The sequence below is a fragment of the Polymorphobacter megasporae genome, assembly GCF_018982885.2.
Taxonomy (GTDB): domain Bacteria; phylum Pseudomonadota; class Alphaproteobacteria; order Sphingomonadales; family Sphingomonadaceae; genus Polymorphobacter_B; species Polymorphobacter_B megasporae.
In genome coordinates this window covers 1,855,985-1,875,193 of the sequence record NZ_CP081848.1, presented here as the reverse complement: position 1 = coordinate 1,875,193, position 19,209 = coordinate 1,855,985, and the positions used below count along the sequence as shown (strand labels likewise).

The following is a 19,209-nucleotide window of genomic DNA, read 5'->3' as shown; positions in this document are numbered from 1 at the left end:
CGACAGTGTCGGTGATGGCTTCCCGTGTTCGCGGGGGTGACGTATTTGTGCTCACGTTCCAAGGTCCGTGACGATCACGATCCGAATGCCACCCTCCCTCGCCCGGTGGCGATTCGAATCGTCGATATTATTCCGTTGGGCAGGGTGTAGGACAGCGAAACTGCGGTGTTCGTCACTCAGCGCGCGGCGACGCCCCACGGGCCGGCGCCGACCTTGTAGCGCGCCGCGACCTTCCCCGTCGCCCGGTCGATCATGCTGATCTCCCCCGACGGACCGTTGGCGGTGACGAGGGTACCGCCGCTCCGCGCTATCCCCCACAGCCGCGCGCCGACGCCGTCGATCCGCCGGACGATCGTCTCCTTTGCCGGGTCGACCTCGAGCACCGCTCCGCCCCGCCCGGTCGTGACGAACACCGTCTTGCCATCGGGGGCCTCGGCCATGCCCATCGGACGGAGCTTGTTGTCGCCGCGCGCGAGGTCGACGACGCGGATCAGATGCCCGTCGGCTGCGTCGAGCACGCCGAGCTTGCCGCCGAATTCGACCGTGACGTAGATGAATTTCCCGTCCGCCGACGCGAGCAGCCCGCGGGTGCGCCCGGCGATCGTGACGGCGCCGCGCTGCTTCAATGTCGCCGCGTCGAGCATCAGCACCTGGTCGGCCCCCTCGCACGCGACGAAGACGCGGCGGCCGTCGCGGGTGACGGCGACACCCTCGGGCTGGTCGCCGACCTTGCCGCTGCGACTGCGGAGCTTGCCCGCGACATCGACCGCCGACACCGTCGACGCGTCCTCGTTCGACACGAACAAGGTTTTGCCGTCGGGGCTGACGTCGAAGGTCTCGGGGTCGGTTCCGGCGCGGAGGACGCGCAGCACCTTGAGGCTCGCGGTGTCGATTACGGCGATGCCGTCGGCGGCGTGGTCGGCGGGGGGTAGCTTGCTTTCGTCGACCCCCGGGCCACCGATCGCCGAACCCGAGACCGCGACGTAGAGCGACCTGCCGTCGGGCGACAGCCGGATGCCGCGCGGGCGACGGCCGACGTCGATGCTGGCGACGACCTTGCCCGCGACAGGGTCGAAGACGACGACGCGGTTACCCGTTTCGTCAGAGACGAAGACGCGCTGCGGCAGCTGGTCGAAACCGGTGACGAGCGCGAACGCCGCTAGAACTAAAACCCGCCGCATCATCTGCCTCCTGCTTCGGTCCATAACCCGGCGACCTGCGCCGCCGGCCACGCGCCGTGCCAGGCCCAGCCGAGATCGTCGACCCGGATTGCGGACATCAGCGTGGCCTTGGTCGACCCGCCACGCACCGCCGCCTGCGCCCGCCCCCGGAACGTCGCCAGCCGATCGCGGAAGGCGCGGATATCCGCTTTGGTCATCGGCGGCCCGCGGCCGGGGATCGCGGTGTCGAAATCGAGATTGAGGACGTCGTCTAGCGTCGCGATCCAGCCGCCGATATCCGCTCCGCCCTCATAATCGAAGGTCGGCGTGCCCGTGACCGCGAGCCCGCCGATCGCGACCGCCTTGACCGCGGGGAAATAGACGATCGCGTCGTCGCCGGTATGCCCGGGGCGATAGTGATGCGCGTCGGCACGACCGGTATCGAGGATGATCGAGAAATCGTGATCGAAGACGAGGTCGGGGGGCGCGGCACCGGGGGTCTTCGCCAGCGCGGCGGCGAGCGCGTCGGTGCCGATCACTGGAACGCCGGCGGCGAGGAAGGCGGCGTTGTTTCCGACATGGTCGAAGTGATGGTGGGTGTTGAACACCGCGCGCACCGGCAGCGGCGTCACCGAGCGGATCGCGGCGACGAGATTGTCGAAATTGGCGGCCCCGGCGATCTTGTCATCGACGAGGATGAAGCCGTGGTCGCTGACCCAAACCGTCGAATTTCCGCCCGCACCCTCGACGACGTACAGGGTCGGCTTGATCTGGCGGATCGTCTGCGGCTGGACCGGAGCGATCGGCACCGCCGGAGTCTGGGCGGTCGCCGCGCTCGCGAGCAGCAGCACGAGCGCGGCGAGGGTCTGGTTCACGGTGCCGCCGCAGCGCGGCCCGCGGGAAGCGCCAGCGCGTACAGCGTGTCGCCCGCCGCCATAACGACATATTGCTTTCCATCGAGCAGATAGCTGATCGGACCATTCGACTGGTTCGCGGTCGCCTTATAGTGCCACAGGATCGCGCCGTCGGTCGCGCGGTACGCGATCAGATTCTTCTGGTCGTCGCCGGTGAAGACGAGGTTGCCCGCGGTCGCCATCAGCCCAGGCCCGACCGTCGTCCCGGCGCTACCGACGCTCGGGTAGACATGCTCCCACGCGTGCTTGCCGGTCAGCGGGTCGATCGCGAGCAGGACGCGCTGCGTCTCGCCGACCCCGGCGACGGTGCCGCTGTAGCCCGCGGGCTTCGGGCTGGTGTCGAGCAGGTAATAGATGCCGAAGCCGCGGACGGTGTTGATGTAGAACAGCTTGCTGATCTCGCTGTACGCCGGATTATACCAGTTCGTCGGGTTGCTGTTGCCGATCGAGCCCGTGACCTTGGGGTCGTTGTCGCGGTCGGAAATCGGCTCGCGGGTCTTCGGATTGATCCCCTTCACCCAGCGCAGGCCGTCCATGTACGGCATCGACACGAGCGCCTTGCCGGTCACCCGGTCGAGCGTGACGTACCAGCCGTTGCGCGCCCCGAAGGCGAGCAATTTGCGGGGTTTGCCGTCGACGACGCGGTCGAACAGCACCGGGATCTCGGTGCCGTCATAGTCGTGGGTGTCGTGCGGCATCGGCTGGAAATGCCAGCGCAGTTTGCCGGTCTCGACGTCGAGCGCGACGATCGACGCGGTGTACAGGTTGTCGCCCGGCCGACCCTGCCCGGCATAGACCGGGTTGGCGTTGCCGGTTCCCCAATAGATCAGCCCGAGCGCCGGATCGTACGATCCCGGCATCCATGTGCCCCCGCCGCCGTGGAGCGAAGTCGCCGCGTCGGGCCACGTCTCGACCCCGGGCTCGCCTGCGCCGGGGGTGGTGTAAAAGGTCCATTGCTCCTCGCCGGTATCGGGATCGAGGCTTTTCAAAAAGCCGCGAATGTCCATCGCGTCGCCGCCGACGCCGACGAGGACGTGATGCCCGGCGACAATCGGCGCCGAGGTGCTGAAATATTGCTTGCGCGCGTCGGCGATCTCCTTGCGCCAGCGCTCCTTGCCGGTCGTCGCGTCGAGGCAGATCACCCAATTGTCGGGGCCCATGAAATACAGCCAGTTGCGGTACATCCCGACCCCGCGATTGGCCACGAGATGCCCGCCCTTGTCGGTCCAGCGGTACGTCCACAGCCGCTTGCCGGTGTACGCGTCGACCGCGAAGACGAAGTCGGGGAGCGTCATGTAGAGGACACCGCCGACCATCAGCGGGGTGCCCTTGACCACCGGCGACGGCGCGCCGCGCTGCGCGCCGATGTCGTTGAAGCGCGCCGACCACGCCACCGCCAGCCCGCCGACGGTCTGCTCGTCGACCTGCTTGAGCGGCGAATAGCGGCGCGCGCTATAGTCGCCGTGGTGCGTCGGCCATTGGTCGGTCGGCGGGCTGCCGAGCGTCGCCGGGTCGAGCCCGGCGGCATTGGCTCCGGCGGCGAGCAGCAGCAGGGCGGCGAGGCGCGCGATCACTTGAACGACGCCAGATAGGTGGTGAGGTCGGTCATCTCGCGGTCCTTGACGCGGGTCGCGAACGCCTTGTGCCACGCGAGTGGGTCGGTCAGCGCGACCGCGACCCCGGGGCCGCGCTCGATCGTGTGCGTCGCCCCGGCGGCATCGGCGATCACGACCTCGAAATCGTCGATCCGGACCACGCGACCCGTCACCGTAGTCCCGGCGCTCGTCACCGTCGCGGTGACCGCCCGCTTGGGATGGTCCTCGCGGGTCGGCACGATCAAGGTGCGCTGGAGGTCGAGCGGGCGCAGCCGGGCGCCGATGCCCTTGAGGTCGCCGCTCGCCGAATGGCACGCGCTGCACTTCGCCGCGAAATACGCCGCGCCGCGCCGGACGTCGCCGGTCAGGATGTTGTTCTTGTTCTCGTAGGTGCCGCGGTTGGCGTACGCCTCGACCTGCAAATGGAGGAATTCGGCGATGTCGGTGAGTTCCTGCGGGGTCGACTCGGCGAACGACGGCATGCCCTTCTCGGGGCGCCCGACCTTCAAGAAGCCGACCAGCTTTTCGCCGTGATCGTCGTCGAGGACCTGGTTCGAATAGATCAGGCTCGGCCCGATCCCGCCGCGCGCCTCGGCCCCATGGCAGCCCGCGCAGTTCGCCGCATACACCGGCGCGCCGCGCTTCGCCGCCGCCGCATCGGGGGCGACGCCGAGGCCGAGGAACTCGCGCGTCGCCTGCGCCGACTGGCCCCGCCGCGGCTTGACTGCGCCGCCGGCGTCATCGAGCGACGCAGCCGCAGGAGGCGGGGCCGGCACCGGCTGGCTCACCGCGACTGCGGCGGTCAGCGCGACACCGGTGACGAAGATCAGGCGGCGGATCATCGGCTCAACCGGCAGGACGTGGCGCGGGTTTATAGTCGACGAGCGTGTCGACCGGCTTGCCCGCCGCCCAGGCGATCCCGCGCAGCAGCATCGCCTGGATCTGCGGGTTGGCATAGTTCGCGTAGATATGCCCCTGCATCCAGACGAAGGCGCGCGCGGGCTTGCCCCCCGGGAGCGTGTGCTCGTACGTCCAGATCTGCGGCGCGACCTCCCCCGCATGCCCCGCCGCGCTCGGCGTATCGGCGACGATCGCGGTGGCGAGGATGTGCGGCGCGGGGCTGGTCGCCCACGTCATCTTGAAGAACGCCTCGTCGGTCAGCGTCAGGTCGGTCATGCCCGCCATAATCGGGTTGGCGCGGTCGACGATCGTGTAAGGGACCGACGCCTCGAGCGTGTAGTTCTTCTCGCCGTGCTTCTTCCCCGCCCCGACGAGGCTCGCCATGTCGGCGGGGTCGGGGCCGCATTCGGCGTCGTGGAGGACGACGATACCGCCGCCACGCTTGACGTAGGCCTGGAGCGCGGCGCGCTCGACCGGGGTCATGAAGCCGGTGTCGCCGCGGTCGAGGATCAGCACGTCGGTCGTCGCCAGCTCCTCCGACGACGGCGCATGGAGCGAGCCGTCGACGACGGCGCCCTTCGCGGTCAGCAGCTTGCTCCAGTCGGCGAGGAACTGCGGATAGTCGTGCTGGCCCGCGAGGTGCGTCTTCAACCCGGCGCGGATGTAGATGTGCATCCCGTTCGGGTTCTGTCCGGGTACGCGCGGCACCGCCATCGTCGCCTCGACCGGCGCCTGCGCAAACAGCGGGGTCGAGAGCAGCAGCGTCGCCGCGAGTACCAGCTTACGGATCATCGTGTGTCTCCCCAAAATCAGCGGACGGTCCAGCCGCCATCGATCATGATGTCGCTTCCGGTCGCGAACCCCGCGAGGTCGGAGCAGAGGTAGGTCGCGAGCGCGCCGATCTCCTCGACCTTGCCCCAGCGCCCAACCGGAAGGCTGGCGAGGAACTGCGCATTGGCAACGGGATCGTTCATCACTGGCGCGTTCATCTCGGTGCCGAACGGCCCCGGGCTGATGCCGTTGACGGTGATCCCCTCGCCCGCCAGTTCGAGCGCGAGCGCGCGGGTCAGGCCGAGCAGCGACGATTTCGCCGACGAATACGCCGTCCGCCCCGGCAGCGAGACGTGCGCCATGATCGAGGTCAGGTTGATGATCCGGCCATAGCCCGTCCCCATCATGCCGGGCACGAAGGCGCGGCACGCGAGGAAGGTCGAGATCAGGCTCGAATCGACGACGCTGCGGAACTCGGCGAGGCTGAAGTCGACGAGGTTCTTGCGGATATTGATCCCCGCGCTGTTGATCAGGATCTGCGGATGGCCGAAGTGCTTCTGCACCTCGGCCGCCATCCGCGCGACATCACCCTCGTCGGTGACGTCGGCGGTGAACGCGGCGGTACTTGCGCCCTTGGCGGTCAGATCGGCGGCGAGCGCGTCGAGCTTGGCACGGTTGCGCGCGACAAGCGCGATCGCTGCCCCAGCGTCGGCGAGCGCATGCGCCATCGCGACGCCGAGACCGCCGCTCGCCCCGACGATCACCGCCGTCCGTCCGCTCAGGTCGATTTTCATGGCTGTCCAATCATAGTTGCGGCGCTGCCTCGATCGGCAGCACCGGGTCCCGCTTTTCGGCGCGCGCGGGGTCGATGAACAGCCAGCACAGCGCCGACACCGCGGCGAATCCCGACATCGTGTAGATCAGCAGCGCCCAGTTGCCGCCGGTCCGCTCGAGGATCATGCCGCCCGCGACCGGCGCGACGAACCCCGCGAGGTTGCCGAGCATGTTCATCGACGCGGCGACGGTCGCGGTGTAGCGGCGGCCGATCTCGACGCAGGTGTTCCACGAAATCGGCATCGTCAGATCGCTGGCGAAGCTCGCTGCGGCCATCAGCGCCATCGCCCCCTCGACGCTCGCGACATGCGGGACGAACAGCAGCAGGACGGCGGTCGCGGCGAAACCGGCGAAGGCGATCACCCGGCGCGACCAGCGGAGCGGCAGGCTGCCGCTGACGATCGAGCCGAACCCGCCCGCGAGCAGCGGCAGCACCGCGTAACCCGCCGACGCCGCCGCACTCAGCCCGCGCGCCTCGCGAAGGTACGACGGCAGCCACGTGATGTAGAAATACCAGACGTAGGAAAAGGCGAAATACTGGAGCATCAGCAGCGCGACCTGCGGCTGGAGGATGATCCGGTACCAGCGCTGCGGCAGCTCGTGCGAGACGAGCGCGTGCGAATCGCGGAGCAGGTCGCGCTCGGCGGCATTGACCTGCGGATGGTCGGCGGGGCTGTCGGTGAACCAGCTGAGGAAGGCGAGGCACCAGACGACACCGAGCGCGGCGAAGGCGACGAAGCTCCACCGCCAGCCGAACAGGTTGATCGCGAGCAGCGCGAGCGGCGGCGTCACCGCGCCGCCCCAGCGCGCACACGCCCACATCAATGCCTGTGCACGGACGCGCTCGCCCGCCGGGAGCCACTGGCTGAGCATCCGCGTCAGATTGGGGAAGCACCCTGCCTCGCCCGCGCCGAAGAGGAAGCGGATGACCCACAGCGAGCCCACGTTCCACGCCGCCCCGGTCAGCGCGGTGAAGACCGACCACGCCAAGACGATCTGCGCGAGCACCCGTCGCGCGCCGAGTCGATCACCGAGCAGCCCCATCGGGATTTCAAATAACGCGTACGACAGGCCGAACGCGCCGAAGACGAGGCCCATCTGCTGCTTCGACAGATGGAGTTCAGCCGAGATCGGCCCCGCCGCCTGCGAGATCGCGACGCGCTGGACATACGACAGGATCGCCAGCGACAGCGCGAAGCCGACGACCCCGTAGCGGACGCGGGTCGGCTTCAAAATCGTCGCGCCGATACCGTCTGGTTATTCCCGTCGCGCACATCGTCTCCCCAACCGCCGACGGTCATCTACGCAACTCGTAATCGGTGTCTGTATACTAAATGCAATATGTTGCTTGTCAATCAGCCATTGCGCTGCCTATTGAGAGACGCTGATACACCGATTGCGCTGCCTGCCGTCCTGTATGCAGAAGGGGAAAAGCATTGGGGGAATTGACCGGGCACGTCGCGCTCGTAACCGGATCGGGGCGCGGTCTCGGGCGGACGATCGTCGAGGCGCTGATCGCGCAGGGTGCCGACGTCGCGATCCACGACATCAGCGAGGATGCCCCGGCACAATACGGCGAGGGCGCGAACCTGACCGCCGTCGCCGCCGCGCTCGTCACCCCGGGGGTCCGGACGATCGCGGTCACCGGCGACATTTCCGACGAGGCGAGCGTCGCGCGGATCGCCGCCGACGTCGCCGACCGTCTCGGCCCGGTGTCGATCCTGATCAACTGCGCCGGCGGCGACATCGGCGCGGGTGGGACCAAACCGTCGCCCAACGGCGCGCTCGACATCAGCCTGATTGACGCGACCGCGGTGATGCAGCGCAACTTCATCGGCACCGTCCTGATGTGCCGCGCGATCGTGCCCGGGATGATCGCGCGCAACCGCGGCTCGGTGGTCAACTTCGGCTCGACCAACGCACACCACGGGGTCTCACCCGAGGTCATCTACGGCTGCGCCAAGGCGGCGATCGTCCATTACACCCGCTGCCTCGCGCTCGAGGTCCGCGCCGCCGGCGTGCGGATCAACGCGGTCAGTCCCGGGCCGACGATGAGCGCGCGCTTCCTCGCAACGCGCGCGACCGACCCGCGGATGATGGGCGAGGGACCTTCGCTCGACCGCTATGCCCAGCCGAGCGAGATCGCCAGTGTCGTCGCTTTCCTCGCGGGCGGGCGGAGCGGGTTCATTAGCGGCCAGGTCCTCCGCGTCGACGGCGGCGACGGCGTGTACGCGGCGTAAGGGGATGGCGATGGGACGGCTCGACGGGAAAACCTGCCTCGTGACCGGTGCGGCGCAGGGCATCGGCGCGGCGATCATCGCGGCGTTCGTCCGCGAAGGCGCGCGGGTGATCGCGACCGACCTGCGCCCCGACGCGATCGCTGCCGCGGAGGGCGTCACGGCGGTGGCGATGGACGTCACCGATGCGGGCGCCGTCGCCACGGTCGCCGCCGCGCACCGCGATGTCGACGTCCTCGTCAATTGTGCCGGGTGGGTCGCGAATGGCTCTATCCTCGACGCCGATCCCGCCGACCTGATGCGCAGCTTCGACATCAACGTCGTCTCGATGATGACGACGATCCGCGCCTTCCTCCCGCCGATGCGCGCGCGCGGCACCGGGTCGATCGTCAACATCGCCTCGGTGGTGTCGTCGGTGAAAGCCGCGCCGAACCGCTTCGCCTACGCGACGTCGAAGGCGGCGGTGATCGGGCTGACGATGTCGGTCGCGCGCGATTTCATCGCCGACGGCGTTCGCTGCAACGCGATCAGCCCCGGCACGGTCGACAGCCCGTCGCTCGCCGAGCGGATGAGCGTGGGCGGCGACCTCGCCGCCACCCGCGCGGCGTTCGTCGCCCGCCAGCCGATGGGCCGCCTCGGCACCCCGGCGGAAATCGCCGAGATCGCCGTGCTGCTCGCCAGCGACGAGGCACGCTTCATGTCGGGCGCGAACATCGTCATCGACGGGGGCATGAGTTTATAGGGCGCTCCGGCGCTGGGTTGGCGGTTACACGACGGGCGCTCTCCTTACTTACTGTCATCCCCGCGAAAGCGGGGACCCAAGGTCACCGCCGTCAGTGACCTTGGGTCCCCGCATTCGCGGGGATGACAACAATTGTTTCGGACCCATCCGCTGTTGACCCCCGCGTGCCCGCGCCGCACCGTCCGCAATGACCAAGCTCCCCCTGCTGCTCGCGCTGCTCGCCATTGCGTCGAGCGGACCGGCAGCCGCGCGCCCGGCCCTAGCCCTTGCAGGCTGGGTCACCGACGACGCGCATGTCCTCCCGGCCCGCGATCGGGCGCAACTAACCCGGCAACTCGCGGCGTGGGAGAAGGCGACGGGGCACCAGATGGTCGTCGTCACGATGCCATCACTCCATGGACAGGATATCAAGGCGTTCACGACGAAACTGGGCGACGACTGGGGCGTCGGGCGCGCAAAATATAGCGACGGAGTCGTCATCCTCGTCGTCGCCTCCGATCGCAAAGTGCGGATCGGCGTCGGCTACGGCCTCGAACCCAGCCTGCCCGACGCGTGGTGCCATCAACTGCTCACAGGCGCGATGATCCCGCGCTTCCGCAGGCTCGACTATGCGAGCGGGATCGCCGCAGGGGTCAGCGCGATCATCGGCAAGGTCGGGACGGTACGACTCCCCGTCTTCCCGCCCCGGCCGGTTGCAGTGCCTTCCCCCCGGCCGCGAGCCTACGCCCCGTAACGCCGTACCGCCTGCCGCTGCTCGCCGAGCCCGTCGATACCGAGGGTGATGACGTCGCCCTCGGTCAGCCAGCGCTGCGGTTTCTTGCCCATGCCGACGCCGGGAGGGGTGCCGGTGCTGATGACGTCGCCCGGCTGGAGGCTCATGAAGCGGCTGACGTAGCTGACGATGAACGGCACGTCGAAGATCAGTTCGGACGTGCTGCCGGTCTGCATCCGCTCGCCGTTGACGTCGAGCCACAGGCCGAGCGCATTGAGGTCGCCCGCCTCGTCGAGCGTGACCAGATACGGCCCGAACGGCCCGAAGGTGTCGCAGCCCTTGCCCTTGTCCCACGTCCCGCCGCGTTCGAGCTGGTACTCGCGCTCGGACAAGTCGTTGACGACGCACACCCCGGCGATGTGACCCAGCGCATCCTCGACCGAAACGTAGCGCGCCTCCTTGCCGATGACGACGCCGAGTTCGACCTCCCAGTCGGACTTGGCCGAGGTCGGCGGCAGGACGACGTCGTCGTTCGGGCCGATGATCGCCGAGATCGCCTTGGTGAAGATGATCGGCTCGGTGGGAACCGGCTGGCCCGATTCGGCGGCGTGGTCGCGGTAGTTGAGGCCGATGCAGATGAACTTGCCGACTCGCGCGACCGGCTCGGCGAGGCGCACTCCGGCATCGACCCGCGGCAGGCTCGCGACGTCGACCCCGGCGAGCGCCGCCAGCCTCGTGCCGAGGACGCCCGGATCGATATCGCCGATCACCCCGGCGAGGCAGCGGATGCCGCCGTCGGCGTCGAGCATACCCGGACGCTCCTGCCCCTTCGGGCCGTAACGCAGTAATTTCATGGGGATTCCTTGGAGTTAGGCGGGGACAGCGCCGGGTGCCTTGGCGCGCGCAGGGATCGCGGCGGCGGGCAGCGCCGGGCGAACCGCGAGGCTCGAGAATTTCTCGGGCTCGCTATACGCCATCCGCAGATGCGTCAGCAGCGCCATCATCGGATCGCCGCCATCGGGACTCGCGACGACATCGAGCAGCGCGCGATGATGATTGAGCCGCCACCGCCGGATCTCGCGGCTCGAGTGTTCGAGCGCCTTGTGGGCGAACAGCGCGGTCGTCAGCTGGTCGAGCGCGCGTTCGAGATACGGGTTGCCGCTCGCGCGCCAGATTACCGCGTGGAAACGCCGGTCGAGGTCGGCGGCGTCGAGCAGCGGCCCGTCCCACGCATCCATCTGCTCGACCAGCGCGGTCAGTTCGCTAAGGATCGCCGGCGTCATCCGCGCCCGCGCAAGCAGCATCGCTTCGGATTCGAGGACCATCCGCAGGCTGTTGATCTGCTGGACCTCGTCGTCGCCGAGCTTGATGACGAACATCCCGCGCCGCTCGTGGTTCATCACCAGCCCCTGCTCCTGGAGCTGCGACAGTGCCTCGCGCACCGGAATTCGGCTGATGTTGAACTCGCGCGCGATCTGGCTCTCGTTGAGCCGGTCGCCGGGGCGGTACTTGCCCGACAGGATTTCCGAACGCAGCCTGCGGACGACATGGCTGCGCAGCGTCGACGGCGTGGCATCGGGAATTGGGATCATCGCGGTCATGCGCCGAGTATAGTATACAGTGGTGCCGACGCCAACCGTACCGTGACGGCGTTAAGCCCGTTGCATTGACACAGTGTCTGCGCTTTCGGCAGCCCTTGTCCGCTCGACGCCAACTGCATACAGAAATGATTAATTAGCCGGAGCCTGCCGCCTGCGATGAAGATGCCGTGTCCCGACGACGCCGTGATCGCCGACCGCGTCGCGCTGGTCCGCGGCCTGCGCGGCGTTAGCGACAGCGTCATCGACGACCCCGCCGAGCTCGCGGCATACGCCAGCGACGGGCTCACCGCATATAGCCAGCTGCCGCTCGCGGTCGTCCTGCCGCGCACGACCGCCGACGTCGCCGCGATCCTTAACTATTGCCACGCCGCCGGGATCAAGGTCGTCCCGCGCGGATCGGGCACGTCGTTGTCGGGGGGCGCCCTGCCGCTCGCCGACGGCATCGTCCTCGGCCTCGGGCGGTTCAACCGCATCCTCGACATCGACCTCGCCAACCGCTGCGCCGTCGTCCAGCCCGGCGTCACCAACCTCGCGATCAGCCACGCGGTCGCGGGCGACGGCTTCTACTACGCCCCCGACCCGTCGAGCCAGATCGCCTGCTCGATCGGCGGCAACGTCGCCGAGAACGCCGGCGGGGTACATTGCCTGAAGTACGGGATGACGAGCAACAACCTGCTCGGCGTCGAGCTCGTCCTGATGACCGGCGAGATCGTCCGGCTCGGCGGCAAGGCGCTCGACGGCGCCGGCTACGACCTGCTCGGCATCGTCTGCGGGTCGGAGGGGCTGCTCGGCGTCGTCACCGAAGTCACGGTCCGCATCCTGCCGAAGCCCGAATGCCAGCGCGCCCTGCTCCTCGGCTTCCCGACGATGGTCGCGGCGGCCGAGTGTGTCGCGGCGATCATCGGCGACGGCATCATCCCGGCGGCGATCGAGATCATGGACCGCCCGGCGATCCATGCCGCCGAGGCATTCGTCCACGCCGGCTACCCGCTCGACGTCGAGGCGCTGATGATCGTCGAGGTCGACGGCACCCCGGCCGAGGCCGATCACCTGATCGCGACGATCGACGCGCTCGCGCTGGTCAACGGCGCAACGACGATCCAGGCATCGAACAGCGACATCGAACGCACCCTGTTCTGGGCGGGGCGCAAGGCCGCCTTCCCCGCGGTCGGCCGGATCGCGTCGGACTATTACTGTGTCGATGGCACGATCCCGCGCCGCACCCTGCCCGCCGTTCTGACCGCGATCACGAGAATCGCCGCCGCGCGCGGGCTGTCGGTGGCGAACGTCTTCCACGCCGGCGACGGCAACCTCCACCCGCTGATCCTCTACGACGGCGACGTTCCGGGACAGCTCGAGGCCGCCGAGGCGGTCGGCGCGGCGATCCTCGAGGAATGCGTCCGCGTCGGCGGCGTCCTCACAGGCGAGCACGGCGTCGGTGTCGAGAAGCGCGACCTGATGCTCCGCCAGTTCACCGCGGTCGATCTGGCGCAGCAGACCGCGATCAAATGCGCGTTCGACGACAGGAATTTGCTCAACCCCGGCAAGGTCTTCCCCGAACTGTGTCGCTGCGCCGAGATGGGCCGCGTCCACGTCCATCGCGGCGCGACGCGCTTCCCCGAGCTGCCGCGCTTTTGACGACGATTTATGCCGATACCGCCGACGCCGTCGCCGATGTGGTGCGCGAGGCGTATGCCGCGGGACGGACGCTTGAAGTCATCGGCACCGGCAGCCGCCGCGGCTATGGCCGTCCGGTCGATGCCGACTCGGTCCTCGATGTGTCGGGCCTCAGCGGCATCGTCGACTACGACCCGGCCGAACTCGTCCTGACTGCGCGCCCGGGAACGCCGGTCGCCGAAATCACCGCGCTGGTTTCCGGACACGGCCAGCACCTCGCGTTCGATCCCCCCGACCTCGCCCCGTTATGGGGCGGAGAACCGGGAGCCGGAACCCTCGGCGGACTGCTCGGCCTCGGCCTCGGCGGCTCGCGACGCGTCTCGGCGGGAGCGCCGCGCGACCATTTCCTCGGCTTCGCGGCGGTGAACGGGCGCGGCGAAAACTTCTCCGCAGGCGGCAAGGTGATCAAGAACGTCACCGGCTACGACCTGCCGAAATTGCTCGCCGGAGCGCTCGGGACACTCGCGGTCCTGACCGAAGTAACGATCAAGGTCCTCCCCGCGCCGCGCGCTGCGATGACGCTGACGTGGTTCGGGCTCGGCGATCGTGCGGCGATCGTGGCGATGACCCGCGCACTAAATAGCCCGATGGTGCTTCAGGCAGCTGCTCATGTTCCCGCTGGGTGCGGGGCATGTGCGGACCGTGTGCGCGCGGCGACGCGGCTTCATCTGGCGGGCGTTCCGGTCGCGGTGGCCGCAAATGCGCGAAATCTGGCGGACCTATTGGGTGATTTCGGCGTCCCCGAGGCGATTCAAGACGCCGAGGCCATCTGGCGCGATATCGGCGGCGTCGAACGCTTCACCAAGCCCGGCGAAATCGTCTGGCGGGTCGTCCTGCCCCCCTCCACCGCCGCCGCCTTCACCGCCGCGCTCGCTCCCGGCAACGCGCGCTGGTTCTACGATTGGGGCGGCGGCCTCGTCTGGGTGATTCTCCCCGATGCCGCCGACGGCCATGCCGCGATGGTACGCGGCGCTCTCGCAGCGACCGCCGGAGCCGACGGCCATGCAACGCTGGTCCGCGCCCCCGACGCCGTCCGCTGCGCCGTCGCGCCGTTCCAGCCGCTTGCCCCAACACTCGCCGCATTGTCCGATCGCGTCCGCCAGCGGTTCGATCCCGGCGGCGTCCTCAACCCCGGCCGGATATGGGCAACCTCCTGAGATGACGACGCAAACCGAAGCCCGCGAAGCGACCGGCATCATCCGCAAGTGCGTCCATTGCGGCTTCTGCACGGCGACGTGCCCGACCTACCTCCTCCTTGGCGACGAGCTCGACAGCCCGCGCGGTCGGATCGTCCTGATCAAGGACATGCTCGCGTCGGACGCGCCCCCGGCCCCGTCGACGGTCAAGCACATCGACCGCTGCCTGAGCTGCCTGAGCTGCGCGACGACATGCCCGTCGGGGGTCGATTACATGCACCTGATCGACCATGCCCGGGAGCATATCGAGGTGACCTACCGCCGTCCGCCGGGCGAGCGCCTCCTCCGCTCCCTCCTCGCCAACGTCTTGAGCCGACGCGGAATTTTTCGCTTCGCGACGAGCCTCGCGCGCCTGACCCACCCCTTCGCCGGCGTCCTGCCGCGCCAGCTCGGGGCGATGGCAGCCGCCGCTCCCGCCCGCGCCGTACCCCGTGGCGTCGCCGACCGGCCCGGCGTTTTCCCAGCGATCGGTCCGCGCGTCGCCCGCGTCGCAATGCTGTCGGGGTGCGTCCAGCCGGTCCTCGCGCCGTCGATCGACGACGCCGCGGTGCGCCTGATGACGCGTCACGGCGTCGAGGTGGTCATCGCCCGCACCGGCTGCTGCGGCGCGCTGGCGCATCACATGGGCAAGTCCGACGACGCGCGCCGCCTCGCCAAGGCCAATATCCTCGCGTGGGAGTTGGAGATCGCCAAGGGCCTCGATGCGATCGTCGTGACGACCTCGGGTTGCGGCACGACGATCAAGGATTACGGGCACTTGTTCGCTGGCGACGCCGAATGGCAATCGCGCGCCGCCCGTGTCGCCGCACTCGCGAAGGACATCACCGAGGTCATGGCGACGGTCGGGCTCCAGCCCCCGGTGCTCGCCCTCGGCACCGCAGTCGCCTATCATTCAGCGTGTTCGATGCAGCATGGTCAACGGGTTACGGCGCAGCCCCGCGAATTGCTCGCAGCGGCGGGGTTCGCGGTCCGCGAGATCGGCGAGGGGCATATCTGCTGCGGCTCGGCGGGAACTTACAGCATCCTCCAGCCCGAACTGTCGACCCGGCTGCGCGACCGCAAGCTCGCCGCGATCGACCGGACCGGCGCCGCGATCGTCGCCACCGGCAACATCGGCTGCATCAGCCACCTCGCGTCAGGTGGCGCAACGATGGTTCACACCGTCGAACTGCTCGACTGGGCGACCGGCGGCCCGCGCCCGGTCGGAGTTTAGCTGGGGGGCCTGACTATTTCGCCGGTTCGGGAAACGACTTCGCCAGATACGCCGTGATCTCAGCGAGTTCGGCGTCGGTCCCGGGCGCGCCGAAGCCCGCCATCTGCTCGACGATCGACTTCCACCCGTCGGGGCTGAGGCGTTGCTGCGCCGCAATTCCGGGCGAGTGACACGTCGAACAGATGCGCAGCGTCGTGTCGTGCCCCGGCCCCGCGGGGAACAGTTTCGCGGCATCGCCCGCAACCGGCGCGGCGGGAGGCGCGTTCTGCGCGAGCGCCGCGGGGGCGAGCATCATCAGCGCAAGTGCGGCGGCGGCGAAACGGATCAATGCGATGCTCCCGGCAAGGCGAAGACGACTAGCACATCGCTCTCGAGCTTGGCACCGATCAAGCCGCCGCCGGTCGCGACGATCGCCACCATCTGCCGCCCGCCCTGCCCGGCATAGGTGATCGGCGTCGCCTCGGCGGATGCCGGGAGCGTGTACGTCCACACTTCCTTGCCGGTTCGCGTCTCGAACGCGCGGAAGCGCCGGTCGTCGGTCGCACCGACGAAGGTAACGCCGCCCGCGGTGACGATCGCCCCGCCGAGCCCGGGCCGCCCGGTCGCCTGCTGCCCGGCAGGCATCGAGTCGGTGACGCCGAGCGTCGATCGCCACGCCATCTTGCCGGTGTTGACGTCGACCGCGACGAGCTGCCCCCACGGTGTCGGCCCGCACGGCAGGTGCGTCGCCGGGTTCCAGAAGCGAACCAGACCGGCGAGCGGCCCCGAGTTGCTGAAGCTGCCGTCGGCGTTGCGGACGATCCGCATCGGCTGCGCCAAATTGTTGATATTGGTCACGAACAGCCCGAGCTTCGGGTCGTAGGCGCCGCCGTAATAATTGACCCCACCCTGCGTCCCCGGCAGCGACACGGTGTAGCGATTGTACCGCGTCGGGATGAACGGCTCACCTGCAAGCAGCATGTTGTTGTCGTCGACCAACTTCTCGCAGAACGCCTGATGCTCGGGGAGCCCCTTATACAGGTTGTCGCGGCGTAGCGTGTTCTGCGCGAGCGGCTCGGGCAGGACCGGAAACGGCTGGGTCGGCGACGCCTGCTCGCCGGGGACGTCGCTCGGCGGAACCTTGCGCTCGACGACCCCGAAGACCGGCTTTCCGGTCGTGCGGTCGAGAATGTACATTAGCGCATTCTTGTTGACCGTGGCGACCGCGGGGATCGTCCTGCCGCCGCGATGGACATCGAACAGGATCGGCGGCGACTGGGTGTCCATGTCCCAGATGTCGTGGTGGACCGCCTGGAAGTGCCAGATGTATTTGCCGGTGTCGGCGCTGACCGCGACGATCGAGCTCGAGAAGAGGTTGTTGCCCGGACGGTCGACGCCGACGCGGTCGTTGTTCGGGGCGCCGAACGGCATGTAGAGGATGCCCCGCTCGGCATCGATCGTCATATAGCCCCAGACGTTGACACCAGAGCGGTCCTTTCCGCTGCCATTCTTCCACGTGTCGTACCCGACCTCCCCGGCGCGCGGCACCGAATGAAACGCCCACACCAGCTTCCCCGTCCGCAAATCCCAAGCCCGCGTGTCCCCCGCCGGGCCGACGCCGCCGTTGAGCCCGCCCGGCCCCTCGCCCGGCCCCGCGCCGGTAATGACGAGGTTCTTCCACACGATCGGTGGCGACGGCAGGATGTAGCTCTTGTCCATCCCGGTGGTCATGACCTCGGGCGTCTTGAGGTCGACGATGCCGCCGGTGCCGAAGCCGGGGCTCGGTGTGCCGTCGGCCGCGCTGATCGAGATGAGCTTGCCGCCGCGCGTCCCGAACACGATCGTCGCCGGAGCGCCGTCCGCCCCCGGCCAGTAGGCGACGCCGCGCAACGAGGCCCGGTCGTCGCCGGGGATGACGTAGGTCCATTTCTCGGCTCCAGTCGTCGAGTCGAGCGCGACGATCCGGCCATACGGCGTGGCGAGGTAGAGCGATGTGCCGATCACCAGCGGAGTTGCTTCGGAGAGCTGCAGCCGCGCCTGAGCATCGGCGGCGGGGCGCATGTGATACGTCCACGCGGGCTGGAGGCGAGCGACGTTCGCGGGAGTTATCTCGTCGAGCGTCGAATAGCGCTGACCGGCGAGGTTCTGTTGCGCCATCGGCCAGTCGGTTCGTGGGGCATCGGCCGCCGTACCCGCGACGCTCGACAACAAGGCGATGCAACTGCACGCCACGCGCAACATCAAACCCATCGCGATATCCCCAAGCCTTACTGTATACAGTATGCTGTGAGAATATCGCTGGTCAACGCCAAAGCGCGCGGCGGCGGATTACATCGCGGCGAGCGCCTGGGTGAAGTCGGCGATCAGGTCGTCGGGATGCTCGACGCCGATCGATACGCGGACGAGGTTGTCGGTAATCCCGAGCTCGGCCTTGCGCGCCGGGGCGACCGACAGATGCGTCATCGCCGCCGGATGCGACGCGAGGCTTTCGGTGCCGCCGAGGCTGACCGCGAGCTTAACCAGCTTGAGGTTGTCGAGGAGCCGGAACGCCTCCGCCTCGCCGCCCTTGACGATGACCGAGAAGGTCGATCCCGCGCCGAGGCAGTGGCGGGTGTAGATGTCGTGCTGGCGGCTGCCCGGCTCGAGGAAGCCGAGATAGCCGACGCGCTCGACCTTCGGGTGGTCGCGGAGGAGTTCGCAGACGACGCGGGCGTTCTCCCCGGCGCGCGTCATGCGGAGTTCGAGCGTTTCGAGGCTCCGCAACAGCATCCACGCGGTGTGCGGGTCGGTGATCGTGCCGATCGTGTTGCGCGTCATCCGCACCGGCAGGATCGCCGCCTTGGTGCCAAGGACCCCGCCCGCGACGAGGTCGCTGTGCCCGCCGACGTACTTGGTCAGCGAGTAGATGACGAGGTCGGCGCCCTGCTTGAGCGGCTGCGCCCAGAGTGGCCCGAGGAAGGTGTTGTCGATGATGATCGGCGGCAATTCGCCCGCTTCGACGTCGCCGAGCACCGCCGCGCGGGCATCGCGGACCGCCTCGACGTCGACCAACGCGTTGGTCGGGTTCGCCGGGCTTTCGAGGTAGATCGCCGCGATCCGGCCGCGGGCCTTGGCCTCGGCGAGCTTGGCCTCGATCTCGGGCTGCGTCGCGCCCGCCGGGAAGTCGAGGAAGGTCACGCCGAGCCGCCCGAGGATGCGCGCGATCAGCGTCTCGGTCGCGGCATATAACGGGGCCGAATGGACGATGACGTCGCCCGGTTTGACCATCGCGAGGAAGGTCGTCGCGATCGCCGACATGCCGCTCGAGAACACCAAAGCGTCCTCGGCCTCCTCCCACAGCGCCAGCCGGTCCTCGAGGATCTCCTGATTGGGGCCGTTGAACCGCGAATAGACGAGGCCCTCGGACCCGCCCGGACGGACCCCGGTGATGCCTTCGAAGAAGCGCTTGCCCTCAGCGGCGGTCTCGAAGACGTAGGTCGAGGTTAGGAAGATCGGCGGCTTGAGCGAGCCCTCCGACAGCGCCGGATCGAAGCCGTAACCCATCATCATCGTTGACGGATGGAGCTTGTGGTTGCCAAGCGAGGTCGACTGCGCCGCGACCTTGCGCTTGCGCGGCACGCCGCTGAGGCCGGCTTCGGTCGGATCGGTCATGGCAACACCTCGTTGGAAAAGCCGTTT

18 protein-coding genes are annotated in these 19,209 nt (G+C 68.6%); 6 read left to right on the top strand and 12 right to left on the bottom strand.

Features of this window, described 5'->3' with window-relative positions:
* Positions 1 to 176 precede the first annotated feature (176 nt).
* Genes KTC28_RS08900 through KTC28_RS08870 form a run of 7 tightly spaced genes read right to left on the bottom strand, consistent with a single transcriptional unit; the run spans position 177 to position 7,407 of the window.
* Positions 177 to 1,181, bottom strand: coding sequence for a choice-of-anchor I domain-containing protein (locus KTC28_RS08900; RefSeq protein WP_216708572.1), 1,005 nt, complete (start codon positions 1,179 to 1,181; stop codon positions 177 to 179).
* On the bottom strand, positions 1,181 to 2,035 hold the full coding sequence (locus KTC28_RS08895) for an MBL fold metallo-hydrolase (protein ID WP_216708571.1): 855 nt from the start codon (positions 2,033 to 2,035) through the stop codon (positions 1,181 to 1,183). The genes KTC28_RS08900 and KTC28_RS08895 overlap by 1 nt, the downstream gene beginning before the upstream one ends.
* Positions 2,032 to 3,648: an outer membrane protein assembly factor BamB family protein gene (locus KTC28_RS08890; RefSeq protein WP_216708570.1), complete on the bottom strand. Its 1,617-nt coding sequence runs from the start codon at positions 3,646 to 3,648 to the stop codon at positions 2,032 to 2,034. Before KTC28_RS08890 ends, KTC28_RS08895 begins: the two co-directional genes overlap by 4 nt.
* Entirely contained in the window at positions 3,645 to 4,511 is an 867-nt protein-coding gene (locus KTC28_RS08885; protein WP_216708569.1) for a c-type cytochrome, read from the bottom strand. Before KTC28_RS08885 ends, KTC28_RS08890 begins: the two co-directional genes overlap by 4 nt.
* A gap of 4 nt (positions 4,512 to 4,515) precedes the next feature.
* Positions 4,516 to 5,361, bottom strand: a complete 846-nt coding sequence (locus tag KTC28_RS08880; protein WP_216708568.1) for a ThuA domain-containing protein — start codon at positions 5,359 to 5,361, stop codon at positions 4,516 to 4,518.
* 17 nt (positions 5,362 to 5,378) lie between these two features.
* Positions 5,379 to 6,134: an SDR family NAD(P)-dependent oxidoreductase gene (locus tag KTC28_RS08875; RefSeq protein ID WP_216708567.1), complete on the bottom strand. Its 756-nt coding sequence runs from the start codon at positions 6,132 to 6,134 to the stop codon at positions 5,379 to 5,381.
* 10 nt (positions 6,135 to 6,144) lie between these two features.
* Positions 6,145 to 7,407 (bottom strand): MFS transporter, encoded by a 1,263-nt coding sequence (locus tag KTC28_RS08870; RefSeq protein ID WP_216708566.1) that lies wholly within the window; start codon positions 7,405 to 7,407, stop codon positions 6,145 to 6,147.
* Positions 7,408 to 7,610: 203 nt separating this feature from the next.
* On the opposite strand from KTC28_RS08870, the gene KTC28_RS08865 reads away from it, so the two are divergent.
* From KTC28_RS08865 to KTC28_RS08855, 3 genes are all read left to right on the top strand, one after another.
* Positions 7,611 to 8,414: an SDR family NAD(P)-dependent oxidoreductase gene (locus tag KTC28_RS08865; protein ID WP_216708565.1), complete on the top strand. Its 804-nt coding sequence runs from the start codon at positions 7,611 to 7,613 to the stop codon at positions 8,412 to 8,414.
* A gap of 10 nt (positions 8,415 to 8,424) precedes the next feature.
* Positions 8,425 to 9,153 carry an SDR family oxidoreductase gene (locus KTC28_RS08860; protein ID WP_216708564.1) on the top strand — a complete coding sequence of 243 codons (729 nt, stop codon included), beginning with the start codon at positions 8,425 to 8,427 and terminating at the stop codon, positions 9,151 to 9,153.
* A gap of 187 nt (positions 9,154 to 9,340) precedes the next feature.
* Positions 9,341 to 9,886, top strand: coding sequence for a TPM domain-containing protein (locus KTC28_RS08855; protein WP_216708563.1), 546 nt, complete (start codon positions 9,341 to 9,343; stop codon positions 9,884 to 9,886).
* Here the strand turns inward: KTC28_RS08855 and KTC28_RS08850 are convergent.
* Complete coding sequence (locus KTC28_RS08850; RefSeq protein WP_216708562.1) at positions 9,874 to 10,719, bottom strand: fumarylacetoacetate hydrolase family protein; 846 nt, start codon at positions 10,717 to 10,719, stop codon at positions 9,874 to 9,876. The genes KTC28_RS08855 and KTC28_RS08850 overlap by 13 nt on opposite strands.
* A 15-nt stretch (positions 10,720 to 10,734) precedes the next feature.
* Complete coding sequence (locus KTC28_RS08845) at positions 10,735 to 11,466, bottom strand: GntR family transcriptional regulator (protein ID WP_216708561.1); 732 nt, start codon at positions 11,464 to 11,466, stop codon at positions 10,735 to 10,737.
* Between the two features lie 156 nt (positions 11,467 to 11,622).
* On the opposite strand from KTC28_RS08845, the gene KTC28_RS08840 reads away from it, so the two are divergent.
* Genes KTC28_RS08840 through glcF form a run of 3 tightly spaced genes read left to right on the top strand, consistent with a single transcriptional unit; the run spans position 11,623 to position 15,552 of the window.
* Complete coding sequence (locus tag KTC28_RS08840; protein ID WP_216708560.1) at positions 11,623 to 13,104, top strand: FAD-linked oxidase C-terminal domain-containing protein; 1,482 nt, start codon at positions 11,623 to 11,625, stop codon at positions 13,102 to 13,104.
* Positions 13,101 to 14,300, top strand: coding sequence for an FAD-binding protein (locus tag KTC28_RS08835; protein WP_216708559.1), 1,200 nt, complete (start codon positions 13,101 to 13,103; stop codon positions 14,298 to 14,300). Before KTC28_RS08840 ends, KTC28_RS08835 begins: the two co-directional genes overlap by 4 nt.
* Position 14,301: 1 nt before the next feature.
* Positions 14,302 to 15,552 (top strand): glycolate oxidase subunit GlcF, encoded by a 1,251-nt coding sequence (glcF, locus tag KTC28_RS08830; RefSeq protein ID WP_216708558.1) that lies wholly within the window; start codon positions 14,302 to 14,304, stop codon positions 15,550 to 15,552.
* A 13-nt stretch (positions 15,553 to 15,565) separates the two neighbouring features.
* On the opposite strand, the gene KTC28_RS08825 is transcribed toward glcF, so the two are convergent.
* From KTC28_RS08825 to KTC28_RS08815, 3 genes are all read right to left on the bottom strand, one after another.
* Positions 15,566 to 15,880 (bottom strand): c-type cytochrome, encoded by a 315-nt coding sequence (locus tag KTC28_RS08825; RefSeq protein ID WP_216708557.1) that lies wholly within the window; start codon positions 15,878 to 15,880, stop codon positions 15,566 to 15,568.
* Positions 15,877 to 17,781: an outer membrane protein assembly factor BamB family protein gene (locus KTC28_RS08820; protein ID WP_216708556.1), complete on the bottom strand. Its 1,905-nt coding sequence runs from the start codon at positions 17,779 to 17,781 to the stop codon at positions 15,877 to 15,879. The genes KTC28_RS08825 and KTC28_RS08820 overlap by 4 nt, the downstream gene beginning before the upstream one ends.
* A 78-nt stretch (positions 17,782 to 17,859) precedes the next feature.
* A complete protein-coding gene (locus tag KTC28_RS08815) occupies positions 17,860 to 19,182 on the bottom strand; it encodes a cystathionine gamma-synthase family protein (protein WP_216708555.1) in 1,323 nt (440 codons plus the stop codon).
* Between the last annotated feature and the right edge of the window lie 27 nt (positions 19,183 to 19,209).

Excerpts from the sequence above, each read along its gene's own strand:
- KTC28_RS08860 (WP_216708564.1), top strand. The coding sequence starts at position 8,425 with ATGGGACGGCTCGACGGGAAAACCTGCCTCGTGACCGGTGCGGCGCAG.
- KTC28_RS08850 (WP_216708562.1), bottom strand. The coding sequence starts at position 10,719 with ATGAAATTACTGCGTTACGGCCCGAAGGGGCAGGAGCGTCCGGGTATG.
- glcF (WP_216708558.1), top strand. The coding sequence starts at position 14,302 with ATGACGACGCAAACCGAAGCCCGCGAAGCGACCGGCATCATCCGCAAG.
- KTC28_RS08840 (WP_216708560.1), top strand. The coding sequence starts at position 11,623 with ATGAAGATGCCGTGTCCCGACGACGCCGTGATCGCCGACCGCGTCGCG.
- KTC28_RS08900 (WP_216708572.1), bottom strand. The coding sequence starts at position 1,181 with ATGCGGCGGGTTTTAGTTCTAGCGGCGTTCGCGCTCGTCACCGGTTTC.
- KTC28_RS08845 (WP_216708561.1), bottom strand. The coding sequence starts at position 11,466 with ATGACCGCGATGATCCCAATTCCCGATGCCACGCCGTCGACGCTGCGC.
- KTC28_RS08880 (WP_216708568.1), bottom strand. The coding sequence starts at position 5,361 with ATGATCCGTAAGCTGGTACTCGCGGCGACGCTGCTGCTCTCGACCCCG.
- KTC28_RS08815 (WP_216708555.1), bottom strand. The coding sequence starts at position 19,182 with ATGACCGATCCGACCGAAGCCGGCCTCAGCGGCGTGCCGCGCAAGCGC.
- KTC28_RS08875 (WP_216708567.1), bottom strand. The coding sequence starts at position 6,134 with ATGAAAATCGACCTGAGCGGACGGACGGCGGTGATCGTCGGGGCGAGC.
- KTC28_RS08885 (WP_216708569.1), bottom strand. The coding sequence starts at position 4,511 with ATGATCCGCCGCCTGATCTTCGTCACCGGTGTCGCGCTGACCGCCGCA.
- KTC28_RS08855 (WP_216708563.1), top strand. The coding sequence starts at position 9,341 with ATGACCAAGCTCCCCCTGCTGCTCGCGCTGCTCGCCATTGCGTCGAGC.
- KTC28_RS08820 (WP_216708556.1), bottom strand. The coding sequence starts at position 17,781 with ATGGGTTTGATGTTGCGCGTGGCGTGCAGTTGCATCGCCTTGTTGTCG.